This is a genomic window from Pseudorhizobium marinum, from assembly GCF_000705355.1.
In the GTDB taxonomy this organism is placed as follows: domain Bacteria; phylum Pseudomonadota; class Alphaproteobacteria; order Rhizobiales; family Rhizobiaceae; genus Neorhizobium; species Neorhizobium pelagicum.
In genome coordinates, this window is record NZ_JMQK01000006.1 from 217,478 (window position 1) to 236,593 (window position 19,116).

The 19,116-nt window shown below is 63.5% G+C and carries 11 protein-coding genes and 3 tRNA genes; 9 read left to right on the forward strand and 5 right to left on the reverse strand.

Features of this window, described 5'->3' with window-relative positions:
- Positions 1-16 precede the first annotated feature (16 nt).
- Entirely contained in the window at positions 17-1,732 is a 1,716-nt protein-coding gene (gene ggt, locus EO99_RS0110415; protein WP_235776803.1) for a gamma-glutamyltransferase, read from the reverse strand.
- Positions 1,733-1,902: 170 nt separating this feature from the next.
- Positions 1,903-3,156 carry a GGDEF domain-containing protein gene (locus tag EO99_RS0110420; protein WP_029618582.1) on the reverse strand — a complete coding sequence of 418 codons (1,254 nt, stop codon included), beginning with the start codon at positions 3,154-3,156 and terminating at the stop codon, positions 1,903-1,905.
- 343 nt (positions 3,157-3,499) lie between these two features.
- On the opposite strand from EO99_RS0110420, the gene clpP reads away from it, so the two are divergent.
- From clpP to EO99_RS0110445, 5 genes are all read left to right on the forward strand, one after another.
- Positions 3,500-4,132, forward strand: a complete 633-nt coding sequence (gene clpP, locus EO99_RS0110425) for an ATP-dependent Clp endopeptidase proteolytic subunit ClpP (RefSeq protein ID WP_029618583.1) — start codon at positions 3,500-3,502, stop codon at positions 4,130-4,132.
- Positions 4,133-4,411: 279 nt separating this feature from the next.
- The gene (gene clpX, locus EO99_RS0110430) at positions 4,412-5,689 is read left to right on the forward strand and encodes an ATP-dependent Clp protease ATP-binding subunit ClpX (protein WP_029618584.1); all 1,278 of its coding nucleotides are present in this window, start codon (positions 4,412-4,414) and stop codon (positions 5,687-5,689) included.
- 364 nt (positions 5,690-6,053) lie between these two features.
- Entirely contained in the window at positions 6,054-8,474 is a 2,421-nt protein-coding gene (gene lon / locus EO99_RS0110435) for an endopeptidase La (protein ID WP_029618585.1), read from the forward strand.
- A 215-nt stretch (positions 8,475-8,689) separates the two neighbouring features.
- Positions 8,690-8,968, forward strand: coding sequence for a DNA-binding protein HupB (gene hupB / locus EO99_RS0110440; protein WP_029618586.1), 279 nt, complete (start codon positions 8,690-8,692; stop codon positions 8,966-8,968).
- 165 nt (positions 8,969-9,133) lie between these two features.
- On the forward strand, positions 9,134-11,329 hold the full coding sequence (locus EO99_RS0110445) for an esterase-like activity of phytase family protein (RefSeq protein WP_029618587.1): 2,196 nt from the start codon (positions 9,134-9,136) through the stop codon (positions 11,327-11,329).
- Positions 11,330-11,401: 72 nt separating this feature from the next.
- On the opposite strand, the gene EO99_RS0110450 is transcribed toward EO99_RS0110445, so the two are convergent.
- Positions 11,402-12,388, reverse strand: coding sequence for an aldo/keto reductase (locus EO99_RS0110450; protein WP_029618588.1), 987 nt, complete (start codon positions 12,386-12,388; stop codon positions 11,402-11,404).
- 114 nt (positions 12,389-12,502) lie between these two features.
- Between EO99_RS0110450 and EO99_RS0110455 the strand changes: the two genes are divergently transcribed.
- Complete coding sequence (locus EO99_RS0110455; RefSeq protein WP_029618589.1) at positions 12,503-13,741, forward strand: metallophosphoesterase family protein; 1,239 nt, start codon at positions 12,503-12,505, stop codon at positions 13,739-13,741.
- Positions 13,741-17,184 (forward strand): ATP-binding protein, encoded by a 3,444-nt coding sequence (locus tag EO99_RS0110460; protein ID WP_029618590.1) that lies wholly within the window; start codon positions 13,741-13,743, stop codon positions 17,182-17,184. The genes EO99_RS0110455 and EO99_RS0110460 overlap by 1 nt, the downstream gene beginning before the upstream one ends.
- Positions 17,185-17,227: 43 nt before the next feature.
- Here EO99_RS0110460 and EO99_RS0110465 read toward each other — a convergent pair whose 3' ends face one another.
- Both EO99_RS0110465 and EO99_RS0110470 read right to left on the reverse strand, forming a co-directional pair.
- Positions 17,228-18,160 (reverse strand): DUF2971 domain-containing protein, encoded by a 933-nt coding sequence (locus EO99_RS0110465; RefSeq protein ID WP_029618591.1) that lies wholly within the window; start codon positions 18,158-18,160, stop codon positions 17,228-17,230.
- A 345-nt stretch (positions 18,161-18,505) separates the two neighbouring features.
- A tRNA-Val gene (locus tag EO99_RS0110470) sits at positions 18,506-18,581 on the reverse strand.
- 260 nt (positions 18,582-18,841) lie between these two features.
- Here EO99_RS0110470 and EO99_RS0110475 point away from each other — a divergent pair.
- Positions 18,842-18,918, forward strand: a tRNA-Asp gene (locus tag EO99_RS0110475).
- 68 nt (positions 18,919-18,986) lie between these two features.
- Positions 18,987-19,063 (forward strand) — tRNA-Asp (locus tag EO99_RS0110480).
- Positions 19,064-19,116: the final 53 nt, after the last annotated feature.

Below are 19,116 nucleotides of genomic sequence, written 5' to 3' on the forward strand. Positions count from 1 at the left end.
GTCCGACCGGCAGATCCTAGTCGCCCAGCGCCACGCCCTCACGGCGCGGATCGGCGCTCCCCGCCAGGCCTTCTGCTGTAATTTCAATGGCATGCAGGCCGGAGTTCATCTCTCCCGCCTTGACCTCGTAGCCGAGCGACCGCAGCGGCTCGGCCAGATCCTCGGCGTCGGTGCCGGCTTCCAGGTCGTAGGTGCCGAAGCGGTTGTTCAGGTGTGGCATGGCGACGATCTCCTCGACGGGCATCTGCCAGTCGATATAGGCGACGAGCGCCTGCGCCACATAGCCGATGATCTGGCTGCCGCCGGGGGAGCCGATCGCCAGCAGCGGTTTGCCGTCCTTGATCACGATGGTCGGCGCCATCGACGAGCGCGGCCGCTTGCCCGGCTCGACGCGGTTGGCGACGGGGACACCCGCGTCATGCGTCTTGAAGGAGAAATCGGTCAGCTCGTTGTTGAGCAGGAAGCCGTTGGTCATCAGGCGGGAGCCGAAGCCGTTCTCGATCGTCGTGGTCATCGAGACGACGTTGCCGTCCGCATCGACGATGACGAAGTGGCTCGTGGAGGGAAGCTCGGTGGCCTCGCCGTCGCCGAAGAGCAGGGCGTGATCCCATTCCGGTTCGCCGGCCTTCACCTCGTCCTTCGCCAGTGCCGTCTCCCGGTCGAGTAGCGCGGCGCGCTGTTCCAGATAGGTCTTGCCGAGGAGCCCCTTGATCGGCGCGGGGACAAAGTCGGTATCGGCGAGATAGCGCTCGCGGTCGGCGAAGGCGAGCCGCTGCGCGTCCCCGATCAGCCGCCAGCTCTCAGGGCTTTCCGGGCCGAGGCCGCGGATGTCGAAGTTTTCCAGGGTGCCGAGCATCTGGCCGACGGCCACGGCGCCGGAGGAGGGCGGCCCCATGCCGCAGACGTCGAGCGCCCGGTAGGCGATGCAGACGGGATCACGTTCCTTGATCTTGTAGTTGGCGAGGTCGGAGAGGGAGAGGACGCCGGGATTGCCGGCTGCCTCGCGCACCGTCTTGACGATGGCCTCCGCGATGGGACCCTTGTAGAAGGCATCGGCGCCGCCCGCCGCGATCGCCTTGAGCGTCTCCGCATAGGCGGCGTTCTTCAGCATGGCGCCGGCGGCGAGCGGCGCTCCTGCCGCATCGAAGAAATAGCGCGTGGTGCTGTCGAAGGTCTTCAGCTTGTCGCCTTCGGAGGCGACCAGGCTCGCAAGCCTCGGCGATACGGCAAAGCCGTCCGAAGCGAGCGTGATGGCAGGGTCGAAGAGGCTGGCCCATTCGGCCTTGCCGAGGCGGCCGTGGACCTCGTGCAGCAGCCTGACTGTGCCGGGCGTCCCGACCGATCGGCCGCCGACCACGGCCTCCATGAACTTCAGCGGCTGCCCCTGGTCGTCCTGAAACAGTGTCGGCGTCGCCTCCATCGGCGCCGTCTCGCGCCCGTCGAAGGTGGTCAGTCTGCCGGAGGAGGCGTCGTAGTAGACCAGGAAGGCACCGCCGCCGAGGCCGGAGCTCTGCGGCTCGACCAGCCCCAGCACGGACTGCACGGCGACCATCGCGTCGATGGCATTGCCGCCAGTGGCGAGCACCTTGCGCCCGGCCTCAGCCGCCAGCGGATTGGCCGCCGCGACCATGAAGGTCTTCGCTTCGGTCCGCTGCGCGGAGGCCATGCCGGTGGCACGCTCCGGTGCGGTCGTGTCGGAGGCCTGCTGGGCCTGCAGTGGGCCGCCCGGCATCAGGGCCGGGAGCAGGAGGGACAGGGTGATGCCGATCAGTCGCTTCGTCTGCATGTCGCGCTCCCGCCGTGTCGCCTGCGCAAGGAGAGGCAGGCGTGCCTTTTTGCCATCTTCAGCATGTGGGCCAGCGAGGCCGTCCGGCAAGTGAAAAAAAGCGGAACGCGCGAGGATTACGAACTGGCTGCCTGGGCCAGGCGGCGAAGCGCCGTCACCTGTTCGCTCGCCTGGATCTCCAGCGTCATGTCGTGCTGCGTCAGCATGGCCGCAGACGGGACGATGGAGGCAATGCCGTTCTGATCGACGGCCGAGCAGTTGCGCCCGGCCGCCTTGGCGGCGTAGAGCGCCCGGTCCGCGGCCGTCAGAAGCCGGTCAAGATCGGCATCGGCTGCAGGCTGCAGTGAAATGCCGGCGCTGACGGTGACCGTGATCTGGTCCTCGCCTGTACGGATGGTCTGCAGCGCCAGCGTCATGCGCAACCCTTCCGCGATACTGGCCGCCTCGACCATGTCGGTGACGCGCAGGATGCTGGCGAACTCCTCGCCGCCCATCCGCCCGAAGGATCCGCGGCTGTTGAAGGAGACGGCTGCCAGCTGGCAGAAGGCGACGAGAACCGCATCGCCGCCCTGGTGGCCGCAGCGGTCGTTGATCTGCTTGAAGTTATCGAGGTCAAAATGCAGGAGCGCCAGGAACGGCTTTTCCGACTGGACCTTCTGGCGCAGCTGCTGGAATTCATCGATCAACCCGCGCCTGTTGAGGGCACCGGTTAGGGGGTCGGTGGCGGCAAGCACCTTCAGTCGTCGCTCGGACCGCTCCGTCAGCATCTGCGCACCAATCAGCACGGATGCCACGAAACAGAAAGCACCGGGAATGAGAACGAGAGACGGCACGGGGAGGGTCTCAAAGGAGGTTGCGCCATAGACCACTGCGGTCGCTGCATGTGCAAGACTCGTGAGAATGTAGATGCCGAGAACGGCCGCCAGAATGTTGCCGGTCCAGGGCGATCTTCCCGGTCGTCGCAGGAGGATCGCGGCCAGCATGGCGAAGCCAACACCGGATGAAAGTGTGTAGAGAACGACACGGGCAGAAAAGGTCTCGCGGACGACGGGCAGAAGCAGCCCGCCGATCCAGAGAAGCGCCGGCACGATGATGAAAGGCTCGACACGCCTTCCGTCGAACTGCAGCATGCCGCCGATGAATACGCCAATCGACAAGAGGATGAGCGTGTTCGCAATGTCGATCGAGAGAAAACCGGGGATCTCGCCCCGGAGGCCGACCAGGATCAGGCCGACGCCTAGCATCCCGAAACCACCGCTCCAGCTCAGTTGATAGGTTTGGTTCTGGTCGCGGCTCCACCAGGCAAACAGCAGAACGCTCAGCGTCAGTGCCTGCGCGGCCCAGATCACCAGCCCGGTCAAGATGTCCATCCTCAGCGCCTCTTTTCAAGCCACAATGCCATAGCTCTACTCTGGAGTGCTTAAAGGCGCGTTGCCGATCGGCACGAGGCAGCGTGCAAATTTAGCTTCATCGAAATTCATCTTCGGTTTACCACGTTCCAGCACAAAGATGTGAAGCTCGGTCATTTGCGATAGTGGCGGCGTGTTCAGGTGATCCTGATCGGCTACAGCTAGCTTGCAGTTGCGTTGGCGATTAAGGATATCGCCTGCTCCGTCTTGAAGTGCCTGCCCTTGACACTCTATGTAGGGATTGACCTATTCCACTTTGATTCCGGGGCTTCTCCGCCCGGGCAAGCGATGACAAAGGACTGATATGAGAAATCCCGTCGATACAGCCATGGCTCTGGTCCCGATGGTCGTCGAACAGACCAATCGCGGCGAGCGGTCGTACGACATCTATTCGCGGCTGCTGAAGGAACGGATCATCTTCCTGACGGGCCCGGTCGAAGATCACATGGCGTCACTGGTCTGCGCGCAGCTTCTCTTCCTCGAGGCCGAAAACCCGAAGAAAGAGATTGCGATCTACATCAATTCGCCGGGTGGCGTCGTGACCGCCGGCATGGCCATCTACGACACGATGCAGTTCATCCGTCCGGCCGTTTCGACGCTGTGCATCGGCCAGGCTGCCTCGATGGGCTCGCTGCTTCTGGCAGCTGGCGCCAACGGCATGCGGTTCGCGACACCGAACTCGCGCATCATGGTGCACCAGCCTTCGGGCGGGTTCCAGGGGCAGGCCTCCGATATCGAGCGCCACGCTCGCGACATATTGAAAATGAAGCGTCGTCTGAACCAGGTTTACGAGAAACATACCGGTCGGACGTACGAGGAAGTTGAAAAGACGCTCGATCGCGACCATTTCATGGACGCGGACGAGGCCAAGGCATGGGGCGTCATCGACAAGATCCTTACCTCGCGTGAGGAACTTGAGGGCGCTCCGGCGAATTAATCTTCTAGTATCGCTTTCCAATGTCACCCGCATGTGACGGCGCAGGGGTTTCAACCGGCAAGGAAAGCGGTATTAGTACCAGTTAATGTTGTGTAGATTTTTGCCGCATAGCATTTGGTATTCTGAAGGGGATTCGTTGCCGCCGATCCGGACCGGCGTCCAGACCGGTAGAAGTACCCCAGGCAAGGCCGGCGCGTTGTCACGCAAGGTGAACGTGGCGGCAAGCAAGAGTGGACCGCACCCGGAAACGGGAGAGCGGAGTGCTGGAAGGAAAGTGATATGAGCAAAGTCAGCGGCAGCAACGGCGGCGACTCCAAGAATACCCTGTATTGTTCGTTTTGCGGCAAGAGCCAGCACGAAGTCCGGAAGCTGATCGCCGGACCGACGGTGTTCATCTGCGATGAATGCGTCGAACTTTGCATGGACATCATCCGCGAAGAGAACAAGACCTCCATGGTGAAGTCGCGCGAAGGCGTGCCGACCCCACAGGACATCATCAAGGTTCTCGACGAATACGTCATCGGCCAGCAGCAGGCAAAGCGCATCCTCTCGGTCGCCGTGCACAACCACTACAAGCGGTTGGCGCATGCATCCAAGGGCGGCGACGTCGAGCTGGCGAAGTCGAACATCATGCTGGTCGGCCCGACGGGTTGCGGCAAGACCTATCTTGCCCAGACATTGGCCCGCATCATCGACGTGCCGTTCACCATGGCCGACGCCACGACGCTGACGGAAGCCGGCTACGTGGGCGAAGATGTCGAGAACATCATCCTGAAGCTGCTGCAGTCGGCGGACTACAACGTCGAGCGCGCGCAGCGCGGTATCGTCTACATCGACGAAGTCGACAAGATTTCCCGCAAGTCGGACAACCCTTCGATCACCCGCGACGTGTCGGGCGAGGGCGTCCAGCAGGCGCTTCTGAAGATCATGGAAGGCACCGTGGCATCGGTGCCGCCGCAGGGCGGTCGCAAGCATCCGCAGCAGGAGTTCCTGCAGGTGGACACGACCAACATCCTGTTCATCTGCGGCGGTGCATTTGCCGGCCTCGACAAGATCATCTCCGCCCGCGGCGAGAAGACTTCGATCGGCTTTGGTGCGACCGTAAAGGCAGAAGATGATCGCCGCGTCGGCGAGGTTCTGCGCGAGCTGGAGCCGGAAGACTTGGTCAAGTTCGGCCTCATTCCGGAATTCATCGGTCGTCTGCCGGTTCTGGCGACGCTCGAAGATCTCGATGCCGATGCGCTGATCCAGATCCTGTCGGAACCGAAGAATGCACTGGTCAAGCAGTACCAGCGCCTGTTCGAGATGGAAGACGTGGAATTGACGTTCCACGAGGACGCCCTGCGCGAGATTGCCCGTCGGGCGATCACCCGCAAGACCGGTGCCCGCGGACTGCGCTCCATCATGGAGAAGATCCTGCTCGACACCATGTTCGAACTCCCGGCGCTGGAAGGCGTGCGGGAAGTGGTCATCTCCGAGGATGTCGTGCGCGGCAATGCCCGTCCGCTCTACATCTATGCCGATCGGCAGGACGAAAAGACCAACGTCTCGGCCTGATACCCACTTCGACAGGTAACGTGAGAGGCCCGCAAGGGCCTCTTTTCGTTTCCGCCTTTCGGTTCGGCGACGTCATCGAACTGTGATATGGTGGATAGCGCTTCGCTCGCTTCCGATTTGGGGGTATGAGTTGAGATCGGGAATCGCCGGCGCTGATGGCGGCCCAGGCAATGATTGCTTGAAGCGCCATCTCCGGCATACAGAGTACCTGCGTTCCTCGCTCCTGGCGCCGTCGGCTGTCGACGGGGGCAAAGGGTGAACGAGGCTTGAAATCATCAGTCAGACACTCCACTTGCGGCTCAAGTGGAATCCCCGGATGAGTGGTCTGGGGCAATCCCGGTAACGGGATATGAAAGGAAGAAGAATGACAAATTCAACGTCCGAGGCACCAAGCGTCGATACCTTCCCGCTGCTGCCCCTGCGCGACATTGTGGTTTTTCCGCATATGATCGTCCCCCTTTTCGTCGGTCGCGAGAAGTCGATCCGGGCCCTCGAAGAAGTCATGGGCTCCGACAAGCAGATCATGCTGGTCACCCAGATCAATGCCGGTGACGATGATCCCGAGCCTTCGGCAATCTATGAGGTCGGAACGGTCGCCAACGTCCTGCAGCTGCTGAAGCTGCCCGACGGCACCGTCAAGGTGCTGGTCGAGGGCCGCTCGCGCGCCAAGATCTCCAGCTATACCGACCGCGAGGAGTTCTACGAGGCAAAGGCTTCCGTGCTCGACGAGCCGGAAGAAGATCCCGTCGAGGTCGAGGCCCTGTCGCGCTCCGTGGTTTCCGAGTTCGAGAACTACGTCAAGCTGAACAAGAAAATCTCTCCGGAAGTCGTCGGTGCTGCCAGCCAGATCGAGGACTATTCGAAGCTTGCCGATACGGTCGCCTCGCATCTCTCCATCAAGATCACCGAGAAGCAGGAGATGCTCGAGACGGTCAGCGTCAAGGGCCGTCTGGAAAAGGCGCTCGGCTTCATGGAAGGCGAGATCTCGGTTCTCCAGGTCGAGAAGCGCATCCGCTCGCGCGTCAAGCGCCAGATGGAGAAGACCCAGCGCGAATACTACCTGAACGAGCAGATGAAGGCGATCCAGAAGGAGCTCGGCGACGGCGAGGACGGCCGCGACGAGATGGCCGAACTGGAAGAGCGCATCGCCAAGACGAAGCTTTCGAAGGAGGCCCGCGAAAAGGCCGACGCCGAAATGAAGAAGCTGAAGTCGATGAGCCCGATGTCCGCGGAAGCGACCGTCGTGCGCAACTACCTCGACTGGCTCCTGTCGATCCCGTGGAACAAGAAGTCGAAGGTCAGGACCGATCTCAACCACGCCGAGAAGGTCCTCGAGCTGGACCACTTCGGCCTCGATAAGGTCAAGGAACGGATCGTCGAGTATCTGGCAGTGCAGGCCCGCTCTGCGAAGATCAAAGGTCCCATCCTGTGCCTCGTCGGCCCTCCGGGCGTCGGCAAGACATCGCTTGCCCAGTCGATCGCCAAGGCGACCGGCCGCGAGTATGTCCGCATGGCTCTCGGCGGCGTTCGCGATGAAGCCGAGATCCGCGGCCACCGCCGCACCTATATCGGCTCGATGCCCGGCAAGGTCGTCCAGTCGATGAAGAAGGCGAAGAAGTCCAACCCGCTGTTCCTTCTCGACGAGATCGACAAGCTCGGCCAGGACTACCGCGGCGATCCGTCGTCCGCACTCCTGGAAGTGCTGGATCCGGCGCAGAACTCGACGTTCATGGACCACTACCTGGAGGTCGAATACGACCTTTCGGACGTGATGTTCATCACCACGGCGAACACGCTGGACATCCCGGCACCGCTGATGGACCGCATGGAGATCATCCGCATCGCCGGTTACACGGAAGATGAAAAGCGGGAAATCGCCAAGCGTCACCTTCTGCCGAAGGCGATCAAGGAGCATGCGCTGCAGCCGAACGAGTTCTCGGTCAGCGACGATGCGCTGATGTCGGTGATCCAGCAGTACACCCGCGAAGCCGGTGTCCGTAACTTCGAGCGTGAGCTGATGAAGCTTGCCCGCAAGGCGGTCACCGAGATCATCAAGGGCAAGTCGACGTCGATCCATGTCACGGCTGCCAACATCGCCGATTATCTGGGCGTTCCGCGGTACCGCCATGGCGAAGCCGAGGGCGAGGACCAGGTCGGTGTCGTCACCGGTCTTGCCTGGACGGAAGCCGGCGGTGAGCTGCTGACCATCGAAGGCGTCATGATGCCGGGCAAGGGCCGCATGACGGTCACCGGCAACCTGAAGGAAGTGATGAAGGAATCGATTTCGGCGGCGGCGTCCTACGTCCGTTCGCGTGCAGTCGATTTCGGCATCGAGCCGCCGCGCTTCGACAAGTCGGACATCCACGTGCACGTGCCGGAAGGGGCCACCCCGAAGGACGGTCCGTCCGCCGGTGTCGCCATGGCCACGGCGATCGTCTCGATCATGACCGGCATTCCGGTGGACAAGACCGTCGCGATGACGGGCGAGATCACCCTGCGCGGTCGGGTCCTGCCGATCGGCGGGCTCAAGGAGAAGCTGCTCGCAGCCCTTCGCGGCGGTATCAAGAAGGTTCTGATCCCGGAAGAGAACGCCAAGGATCTGGCCGAGATCCCGGACAACGTGAAGAACAACATGGAAATCATCCCGGTTTCCCGGATGGGCGAAGTCATCGAGCATGCGCTTTTGCGCAAGCCCGAGCCCATCGAATGGGATGGGACCGTCGAGACTCCGGTCATCGCCACGGTCGACGGTGTCGACGAACCGGGAAGCACCTTCGCCCACTGACACCCTTGCCCCCAATATGTGGGGGCTGGGACTATGCCAAATTGGCACGATAACGAAAAAAGCCGGTTAGAAGCCGGCTTTTTTTGGTGAAAAGGGCTTCATACCTCTTGTTTTTCAGGCGATAGCGGCGCTTGTGACGGGGGAAGGCTCACACCGATTTGTGCTGGGCCCGATTAAACTTGAGTCGTTTCAATACCGTTTGAAAGGGTGGAAACATGAACAAGAATGAACTGGTTGCCGCAGTTGCGGAAAAGGCTAGCCTTTCCAAGGCTGATGCCGCTTCGGCTGTCGACGCCGTATTTGAGACTGTTCAGTCCGAACTGAAGAATGGCGGCGATATCCGCCTGGCCGGTTTTGGCAGCTTTTCCGTTTCCCGGCGTGAAGCATCGAAGGGTCGCAACCCCTCGACCGGCGCCGAAGTTGACATCCCGGCACGCAACGTGCCGAAGTTCTCGGCCGGCAAGGGCCTGAAGGACGCAGTCAACAACAAGTAAGGCTTTGCCGCTTGTCGTCTTGGAAGGCCCGGAGTTGTCCGGGCCTTTTTTCGTTCTGGTGACGGGTGTTATTCAGCACCGTCTAACGTGATTGGCGTGTCATCTGCCTGTCACGCACGTGCCGCACAAGCGCCCTTGTTCGCTTCATGGACAGGAGGGCTTCCCATGAGAATTTCCGTACGCGCCGCACTGACTGCGGCACTGCTTGCTTCCGCTGCACTTCCCGCGTCTGCCGATCCGGTCTTCAACCGCATCGCGTCGTTCCCCGTCGCTTCCAACCTGCCGACCGACAAGGAAAAGCTGACGCCGACATCGGCCGAGATCATCACCGCGTCCGAGGACGGCAATACGCTGATCTATTCCGACAGCCCGCTCGGCGGCATCGGCTTTGTCGACATCACCGATGCCAAGGCGCCGAAGGCTGCCGGTGCATTGATGATGGATGGCGAACCCACATCCGTTACCGTTGCCGGTTCCAAGGTTCTGGTCGCCGTCAACACGTCCGAAAGCTTCGTGAAGCCGTCGGGCAAGTTCGTCGTCGTCGATATCGCATCGAAGTCGATCGAAGCCAGTTGCGACCTGGGCGGCCAGCCAGACTCGGTTGCCATCTCCGGAGACAAGAGCTTCGCGGCAATTGCGATCGAGAACGAGCGCGACGAGGATCTCAACGACGGCGAAATCCCGCAGATGCCTGCCGGCGACCTGGCGATCATCACGCTGAAGGACGGCGTAGCGGATTGCGGTTCGATCAAGCATGTCGACGTGACCGGTCTTGCCGATGTAGCCGGTGACGATCCGGAGCCGGAATTCGTCTCCATCAACAGCCTCGGCGAAATCGCCCTGACGCTGCAGGAGAACAACCACATCGTCATCATCGACGGCAAGACGGGCGAAGTGAAGACCCACTTCTCCGCCGGCACGGTCGATCTCGACGGCGTCGACACCAAGTCGGACGGTGCGCTGAAGTTCACCGGCAAGCTGGAAGCTGTTGCACGCGAGCCGGATGCCCTGAAGTGGCTGGACGACGACCGTTTCGTGATTGCCAACGAAGGCGACTACAAGGGCGGATCGCGCGGCTTCACGATCTTCGACAAGACCGGCAAGGTGCTTTACGAATCCGGCCCGTCGCTCGAGCTGGCGATCGCCCAGATCGGTCATTTCCCGGACAAGCGCGCCAAGTCGAAGGGCGTCGAGCCTGAAGGCCTGGAAGCCGCGACCTTCGGCGACCAGAAGTATTTCTTCGTGATGGCCGAGCGCTCGTCGATCGTTGCCGTCTACAAGGACACAGGCGCCGAGCCGGAACTGGTGCAGCTGCTGCCTTCCGGCATCTCGCCGGAAAGCGCGATCGCCATCCCGGCCCGCAACCTGCTGGCGACCTCCAACGAGGCCGATCTCGGTGAAGATGGCGGCGCCCGCTCGCACGTCATGCTCTACGAACTGGCGGAAGGCGAAGCAGCCTATCCGACGATCCAGTCCGCCATGGTCGACGGTGCGCCGATCGGCTGGGGTGCGCTCTCCGGTCTCGTCGGCGATGCCGAAAAGAACGGCACACTCTACGCCGTCAACGACAGCTTCTACGGTGCGCAGCCGACGATCTTCACGATCGACGCAACCCAGAAGCCGGCCATGATCACCTCGGCGCTTCCGGTCACCCGCGGTGGCGCCGCGGCCCAGAAGCTCGACATCGAAGGCATCGCGCTCGACGGCAAGGGCGGCTTCTGGCTGGCCTCCGAAGGCGACCCGGCAAAGCTCACCGGCCACGGCATCTACAACGTCGATGCCAAGGGCGCGATCAAGTCGGAGATCGGTTTCCCGGTCGAACTGCTTGCAGGCCAGACCCGCTTCGGCCTCGAAGGCATCACCTCCGTCGGCACCGGCGATGACATGACGCTCTGGATGGCCGTCCAGCGCGAGTGGAAGGACGACGGGAAGGGCATGGTCAAGCTCGTTTCCTACAATCCGAAGTCCAAGGAATGGGGCGCCGTCCACTATCCGCTCGAAAAGACGGAAGCCGGCTGGGTCGGTCTTTCCGAAATCACCGCCCGTGGCGATTACGTCTACATCGTCGAGCGCGACAATCAGATCGGCGACAATGCCAAGCTGAAGAAGCTCTATCGCGTTGCGATCGCCGACCTGAAGCCCGGCAAGATCGGCGAGGAACTGCCCACGGTCACCAAGGAAGAAGTCCACGACTTCCTGCCGGACCTGAAGGCCGCGACCAACGGCTACGCCGTCGACAAGCTGGAAGGCTTTGCCTTCGACGCCGCCGGCACGGCCTATGCCGTTACCGACAACGACGGTGTCGATGACTCCTCCGGCGAGACGCTGTTCTGGCAGGTCGACCTGAATATCACCAACTGATCTCTTCAAGATCGAATCAAAAAGGCCGGGCAGCGATGCCCGGCCTTTCTGTTTGTAGCGAGCCTTGTCCTGCTACCAGCGCTGGTGGACATGCGGCGCGATCAGCCGCGCGTAGACTTCCCTGGTCGCCGTCATCACGTCGTCGGAGAGCGCTGCCAGATCGGCGGCGGCGGCATTGGACCGGGCCTGCTCGGCGTTGCGGGCGCCGGGAATGACCACGGTAACGGCTTCGTTCGTCAGGATCCACTTCAGCGCGAAGGCGGCCATGGAAGCGCCCGCCGGCACCAGCTTGCGAACTTCCTCCACGGCCTGGAGGCCGACCTCGAAGGGCACGCCGGCAAAGGTCTCGCCGACGTCGAAGGCCTCGCCGTGGCGGTTGAAACTGCGGTGGTCGTCGGCCGCGAACGCCGTCTCGCGGTTGATCTTGCCGGACAGAAGGCCGCTGGCGAGCGGCACCCGGACGATCACCGCCACGTTCTTGCGCCTGGCCTCCTTGAAGAACAGGTCGGCCGGACGCTGGCGGAAGAGGTTGTAGATGATCTGGATGCTGACGACGTCGGGATATTCGATCGCCTTCAGCGCCTCCTCGACCTTCTCGACGCTGACGCCGTAGCTCTGGATCTTGCCGGCCTGGCGCAGGTCGTCCAGCGCGCCGAACACCTCCGGCCGGTAGAAGACCTCCGTCGGCGGGCAGTGCAGCTGCACGAGGTCGAGGGTCTCGACGCCGAGATTGGCAAGGCTGCGGTCGATGAAGGCCTCGAGGTTCGCCTTGGTATAGCCGTCCGCCGTGTGCGGGCTCAGCCTGCGTCCCGCCTTGGTGGCCACCATAGGACGGTCGCCGCCACGGGCGGCGAGCACACCCTGGATGATCTTTTCCGAGCGCCCGTCGCCATAGACGTCGGCCGTGTCGATGAAGGTGACGCCGGCGTCAAGCGCGGCTTCCAGCGCCGCGCCACCGTCCTCTTCGCTGACGTCGCCCCAGGAACCGCCGATCTGCCAGGCGCCGAAGCCGATTTCGCTGACGGTGAAGGATGTGCGCCCGAACGCGTGCTGTCTCATGAAGTCCTCCGTAATATCGGCAGGCTGTCCACAGGCCGAATACCCGCGCTATCGCCATGCCCGGCAATTGCCTAAAACACCTGCTCAGCAGAGACAACAAAAGCAAGCGATTCGATGTCCTCCTTCCGTTTCATCCATTCCGCCGACCTGCACCTCGGCAGCCCTTTCCAGGGGCTGGCCATGAAGGATGCCGCCGTCGCGGAGCTCTTTCTGGAGGCAAGCCGCAAGGCCTTCTCCACGCTCGTCGACCAGGCGCTCGAACGGCAGGTGGACTTCTTCCTGGTGGCGGGCGACGTCTATGACGGCGACTGGAAGGACAACAAGATCGGCCTCTTCTTCAACCGCGAGGTCGCGCGCCTGGAGCGGGCCGGCATCCCGGTCTTCCTCCTGAAGGGCAACCACGACGCCGAAAGCGTCATCACCAAGACGATCACTTTGCCGAAGAACGTCCGCGAGTTTCCCGTCAACAAGCCCGGCAGTTTCACGCTCGACCATCTGAAGGTGGCGCTGCACGGCCAAGGGTTTGCCGAACGCTCGGCAACGGAGAACCTGTCGCTCGCCTATCCGCCGCCGCAGCCCGGCTGGTTCAACATCGGCGTGCTGCACACCTCGCTGACGGGCCGCGAGCCGCATGCGACCTATGCGCCCTGTTCCGTCGAGGACCTGCGCTCGCGCGGCTACGACTACTGGGCGCTCGGCCACGTGCATGACTACGAGGTGGTGGCAGAGGACCCGCTGATCGTCTTCCCGGGCAATCTGCAGGGACGCAGCATCCGCGAGCAGGGCGCCAAGGGGGCAGTCCTCGTGACTGTCGAGGACGGCGAGATCCGCCACGAGCGGATCATCACCGACGGCGCCCGTTTTGCCGAAGCCACCGTCACGGTCGAGCCGGACGAGGATCTTCCGGCGATCCTGCGGCGCATCGAGGCGGCGCTGGAGCATGTCGCCGAGGTCATGGAGGGCCGGCCGCTGGCGCTGCGCATCCGCCTGACCGGCAAGAGCCGCTACCGCCGCGAGCTGCTCGCCCGGGCGCAGGACTTCAAGGACGAGGCGCAGGCGGCCTGCCACCGCTGCCACGAGGACATCTGGCTGGAAAAGCTCGACGTGCGCGTCGAGGATGCCGGCACGCCCGGCGCAACAGCGGCACTGGCCGGAGGCCTCGGCCTCGAAGGCCTGATCTCCGGCGCGCTGCCGCCCGAACTGCTGGAGGAGGCCGAGGCCCGGCTGGCGGAGATTGCCGCGCGCCTGCCGGGTGGCATCGGCGCCCGGGAACTGGCGCTTGGGGACGATGCCGCTGCCCTGCTGGCGGAGGCCCGCGAGCTCCTGATCGGGCGCGCGGGAGGAGCCGGCTGATGCGCTTCGAACGCCTCGACATCCTGCGCTACGGCGCGCTCACCGACCGCAGCCTGGCGTTTCGCGCCGATGCAAAGCTCCACATCGTTTACGGGCCCAACGAGGCCGGCAAGTCCTCGGCGCTCTCGGCCATCTCCGACCTGCTGTTCGGCTTCCCGACGGCGGCGCAATACAGCTTCCAGCACGACCCGGCCTCCCTGCGCGTCGGGGCACAGGTCGCCTCGCGCGATGGCGCGAGCCTGACCTTCCGCCGCCGCCGGGGCCGCAAGAGCACGCTGCTTGCCGCAACGGACGCCGAGGAGGCGCTGGCCGACGATGCGCTGACGCCTTTCCTCGGCAGCTTGAGCCGCGACGTCTTCGAGCGCGCCTTCGGCCTCAACTCCGCGTCGTTGCGGGCGGGCGGCGAGAGCATGCTGAAGAGCGGCGGCGAGATCGGCAGCCTGCTCTTTTCCGCAGCCTCCGGGCTCACGGGTCTGTCCGAGATGCGCAAGACGCTGGAGGCGGAGGCGGATCTCATCTATGCGCCCCGCCGCTCCAAGGACCGGCTGTTCTACCAGGTGCTGGACACCCACGAGGAGGCCCGTAAGGCGGAGCGTCTGCAAGAGCTGAGAGCAGGGGATTGGACCGCTCTGGTGAAGGAAGAACGCCAGATCGAATCGGATCTGCAAACCGTCTCCTCCGAGCGGCAGGAGACGAAGCGGGCGCTGGAGCATCTGCGCCTGCTGCAGCGGCTCGACCCGATCATCCGCGAGATCGACCGGGAGCGCGAGCAGCTGGCGCAGTTCGAGGGGCTGGCCGGACTGCCGGCGGATTTTGAAGCCGAGCTTTCCCTGCTGCTCGACCGCCTGCGCGAGAACGAGGCGGCGCTGCGGGCGTCGGAGGCCGACCGGGCAAAATTTTCCGACGATCTGCGCGCCATCCACGTCAACGATCCGCTGCTTGCGGCCTCCGCCGCCATCATGGCCGCGCATTCAGGCATCGGCGCCTATGTGAATGCCCGCAACGATATCGGCCGGGTGCGCGCCGAGGTGGAGGATTTCGACCAGCGGCTGGCCCAGGCAGCTAGACGCCTCGGCCTGTCCGGTGTCGCCGACCTCGAAAGCGGCCAGCCGCCGGATGCCGATCTGGCGCGGCTGCGCACGCTGGTGGAGGAGGGGACAAAGCTCGACCGCGCACTGCGCGATGTCCGCGAGCGCATCGAGGAGGAGCACGACACGCTGCGGCGGATGGAGGAGAGCGGCCCCGACCGGCGGCTGCTAGACCCGAAACCCTGGACGGAACAGCTGGCGGCCCTGCAGCCGGAGCTTGCCGACCTGCAGCGCGCCGAGACGCTGCAGGTGCGCCTCTCCCGCGCCGAATCGGATCTGGCTGCCGCCATGGCCCGCCTTGTCCCGGCGGTCACGGATCTGCGCGCGCTTCTCGCCCTGCCGCTGCCGGAAGCCGGCACGCTCGCCGAACACCGCCGCCGCATCGAGGAGGCCCGCCTGCAGGCGAAGGCGGCGACCGCAAGGGTGACGGCGCTGGAGGAGGAGGCGGCACAGACGACGCACCAGCTGGCCGCGTTGGAAGGCACCGGCCGAATCGTTTCCCGCGAAGACCTTGCGGCAAGCCGCGCCGAACGCGACAGCCTTCTCATCGATCTGCGCACCACACCGAACCCTTCAGGTTTCGACCGGCTGGCGGGCGCCATCGCCGAGACCGACGCGCTGGCCGACACGGCGCTGGCGGATGCAGAGCGTGTATCGCGTCATGCGCAACTTACGCTGCGGCAAAGCGAGCTGGAGCAGGGCCTGACGGTCGCCCGCAAACAGGCGAGGGAGGCCGACATCACGCTCTCCGACGAGCTGACCGACTATGAGGACGGCTTTCGCGCCGCCGGCATCCGTCCGGTGGTGCCGGAGCGGATGATCGACTGGCGCCGCGGCGTCGACGAACTCTTCCGCCAGCTGCGCGAGAGCGATGCGCTGCGCGACGAGCTGGAGGCGCTGAAGCTGAAGGAGGACAGGGTACGCCCGGCGCTGCTGTCGCTTGCCGATGCGACCGGCTTTGCCGCCGCCGCCCTGCCGACCACGGCGATCGCCCGCGGGCTGGAGCGGCGCCTCGCCGAGATTGCCCAGGCCTGGGTGGAAAGCCGCGCCGGCGAGACGAAGCGGGCCATGGCCGAACAGGCGCTTGCCCGTCTCGAGGTGCGCGAGCGGGGCCTGCTCGACGAGATCGCCCGCTGGCAATCGGGCTTTGCGAGCGCGCTGACGGCCGTCGGCCTGCCGGAGGATGCCGAGCCGCCCATGGCGCTGGCGGCCCTCGAGGCTTGGCGCACGGTGCCGGAAACGCTCTTCGAGCGGCAGAACCGGGAGCGGCGCGTGCGCGGCATGATGCGCGACATGGAGGCCTTCGAGGCGGCAAGCGCCAAGGCCGTGGCGGCCGTCGCCCCCGATCTCGCCGGGGTTCCCGCCGAAGTGGCGGCAAGCCTCCTGCACGAGCGGCTGATGGCGGAGACGGCGGAGAACAAGCACCGCGCGGCACTCACGGCCGAACTGGAGCGCGTCGGGCTGACGCTCACCCGGCTTGCGGCCGAGCAGGCTGACCTGGCGCAGGAAGCGGAGCGCCTCGCCGCGCGACTGCAGAAAACGCCGGAGGACCTGCCGCAGGTGCTCGACGACCTGCGCCGGCGCCAGCATCTGGAGCGGGAGCTGCGCAACTGCCGCGACCGCTTTGCCGAACACGCCGGCGGCGCCTCGGAGGAGGAGATCCGCGCGGCACTCGTGGGCTTCGACAGGATTGCCGCCGGGCTGGAGATCGATCGGCTGACGGCCGGCGAGGACCGGCTGATCGAGCGCATGAATGCGCTCGGCATCCTGCAGGCCGAGAACGAGCGCCGCCGCCGCGACCTGGAAACCGGCGTCGGCGCCGAACGCGCCGTCTTCCAGAAGCTCGCCGCCGAGACGGAAGCCAAAGAGCTTGCCCGCCGCTGGGTGGTGCTGAAGCTCGCCGCCAGCCTTCTGTCGTCCTCGATGGAGGCCTACCGCGAGCGCCAGGCCGACCCGGTGATGAAGCGGGCAGGGGAGCTGTTCTCCGGCCTCACCGGCGGCCGCTTCGCGCGCCTCCTGCAGGTCTACGACGAGCGCGACGAGCTGCAGCTTGCCGTCGAGCGCCAGACGGGCGAGCAGGTGCCGCTTTTAGGCTTGAGCGAAGGCACCGGCGACCAGCTTTATCTCGCGCTGCGGCTTGCCTTCCTGGAGGACTACTGCCGCCGCAACGAGCCGGCCCCGCTGGTGCTCGACGACATTTTTCAGACCTTCGACGACGACCGCACCGCCGCGGGCCTCCGCACGCTGGCGGCCGCCGGCGAGACGCATCAGACGCTGCTGTTTACCCACCAGACGAGCGTGGTGGAGACGGCGAAGCGGGAGCTGGGGGATGGGGTGGATGTGGTGCGGTTGTGAGGGGGGGTGTTGCTACGCTCTGTGCATAGGCAACGCGAGAGCATTATCTACGGATAGGGATGGTTGAATACTCGGTGCGGACATCGTAGCCGTGGTGCTTCAGAAATGCTCCCAAGGCGAGGTTGCTCGCCGCGCCGTATGGAGTTGGACCTACGGTAACGCTTTTAATGGGCAAGCGCTTGTCAGTTCCTTGCACGGACCTTTCCCAATACGGGACAACCCCTAAGCTACTGGTTCTGAACTGCGGAAGAGCTCGAGACTCAAGGTATGTCGTCGTGCTCATCAGACGCCACTCCCTCTCCGATTGGAAAGCTTGGTTTTTAAATCGCCAGATCAGCCTAACGAATTCCTCGGCGGCATCACGAACAAGGATGCCTTTGGCGTTGTCATCTAGGGAGGTGTCTTCGATTCCGGAGGCTCGGTTGTAGATTTCCGTTGCCAATTCTAGCAGCAGCGCGATCTGTTGGTGTCGGTCATAAATTACCTTGAACAATAACGCCTCAAAATTGAAGGTATTGTTGAAGTAGAAGACCGACCTGTCAAATTCTATGGCATAGGGGGTAACGTCGTTTCCGTAATCTCTCCACTGGTTGAAGAGGTTGTTCTCCTCGCTCATACAAAACACCACGGGCTGGTAGGCATACATAGCGTTCGCTATCGCTTCCTTGAGAGAGTTGGACAGAACCTTCTCATCGTCTGATTTGTCCGCCATAAAGATGTCGATGGCGTGCGCCGCCATATAGACACCATGAGCGGTCTCCGAGCCGTCATTCAGAAAGAGGGCGTTGGAAAAACGCAGTTTGTGTTCGGAAACGATGCCCAGCAATCCAGCGGCGCTGGTGTAATGAAACAGGGACGACGGACCCGCCAGCTCTCGATCTAACCGAGACAGTATGGGTCCAGCGGCATCAGCAAACACGCGAGGATGAGGCGCATTAGGCAACTGCTCGCTGCGTAGCTTGTCGGCGTCTGGCATCAGACCGATATCCCTTGTTCGCGCAACAATGCAGACTTTTAAGCGTTTCAACAATCTTGTCACGCAGCCATCCACATTCAAACTACCAGGCCGATCGGGCGGAGGTAAGGGTAGCGCCGCTAACGGGAAAGGGAGTTGCTTGTGCTTTAAGCGAAAACAGCATTGTAGTTGCACGCAGCTGTCACTGGCTGAACTCCAGGATGTAGCAAACCCAACACAGGGAATCAGGCGAGGCAATCGAGGGCCAAAATGCGCCGAGCAGCATCCCGCGCATGGAGGGAGGTATTCCGCCTTTGACGGCTAATTACGTCGAAGCAATCAAAAAAACTATATGATTGAAGAAAATGGTGGGCGATGACGGACTCGAACCGCCGACATCCTCGGTGTAAACGAGGCGCTCTACCAACTGAGCTAATCGCCCTCTCGCGTCGCGGAGCCTGTCCGGCGCGTCGGTGGCCGTGATCTATGCGGATCGCGGAGAAACCGCAAGAGGGTTTCTGTTCGGAAGCGGATTTTTTTTGGTGCCGTCGCAGGCGGATCGCGGTCGCTGTGGGCAAAGCTTGCACCCTTCATCCTTTTGTCTTGAAACGCGCTTGACACCCGTTCGCGAACCTCTTAGTTAGCCGCTCATCCGAGGCGGTCGAGGCCGCTCCGGGGAGGGTCTTGACCCTTACGAAATGCGCGGGTGTAGCTCAGTTGGTTAGAGTGCCGGCCTGTCACGCCGGAGGTCGCGGGTTCGAGCCCCGTCACTCGCGCCATTCGTATCCTCGAAGTCTGCCGATGTTCTCACAAGAGCGTCGGATCGCCGAAAGGCGGAAACATATGCGCGGGTGTAGCTCAGTTGGTTAGAGTGCCGGCCTGTCACGCCGGAGGTCGCGGGTTCGAGCCCCGTCACTCGCGCCAGTTTCACCCTCTTCCTCCCTCCCGACTGTTGCTGAAAACGCTGCCAGCCGTGC

Coding starts and splice junctions, on each gene's coding strand:
- ggt (WP_235776803.1), bottom strand. CDS start 1,732: ATGCCGGGCGGCCCACTGCAGGCCCAGCAGGCCTCCGACACGACCGCA.
- EO99_RS0110420 (WP_029618582.1), bottom strand. CDS start 3,156: ATGGACATCTTGACCGGGCTGGTGATCTGGGCCGCGCAGGCACTGACG.
- clpP (WP_029618583.1), top strand. CDS start 3,500: ATGAGAAATCCCGTCGATACAGCCATGGCTCTGGTCCCGATGGTCGTC.
- clpX (WP_029618584.1), top strand. CDS start 4,412: ATGAGCAAAGTCAGCGGCAGCAACGGCGGCGACTCCAAGAATACCCTG.
- lon (WP_029618585.1), top strand. CDS start 6,054: ATGACAAATTCAACGTCCGAGGCACCAAGCGTCGATACCTTCCCGCTG.
- hupB (WP_029618586.1), top strand. CDS start 8,690: ATGAACAAGAATGAACTGGTTGCCGCAGTTGCGGAAAAGGCTAGCCTT.
- EO99_RS0110445 (WP_029618587.1), top strand. CDS start 9,134: ATGAGAATTTCCGTACGCGCCGCACTGACTGCGGCACTGCTTGCTTCC.
- EO99_RS0110450 (WP_029618588.1), bottom strand. CDS start 12,388: ATGAGACAGCACGCGTTCGGGCGCACATCCTTCACCGTCAGCGAAATC.
- EO99_RS0110455 (WP_029618589.1), top strand. CDS start 12,503: ATGTCCTCCTTCCGTTTCATCCATTCCGCCGACCTGCACCTCGGCAGC.
- EO99_RS0110460 (WP_029618590.1), top strand. CDS start 13,741: ATGCGCTTCGAACGCCTCGACATCCTGCGCTACGGCGCGCTCACCGAC.
- EO99_RS0110465 (WP_029618591.1), bottom strand. CDS start 18,160: ATGCCAGACGCCGACAAGCTACGCAGCGAGCAGTTGCCTAATGCGCCT.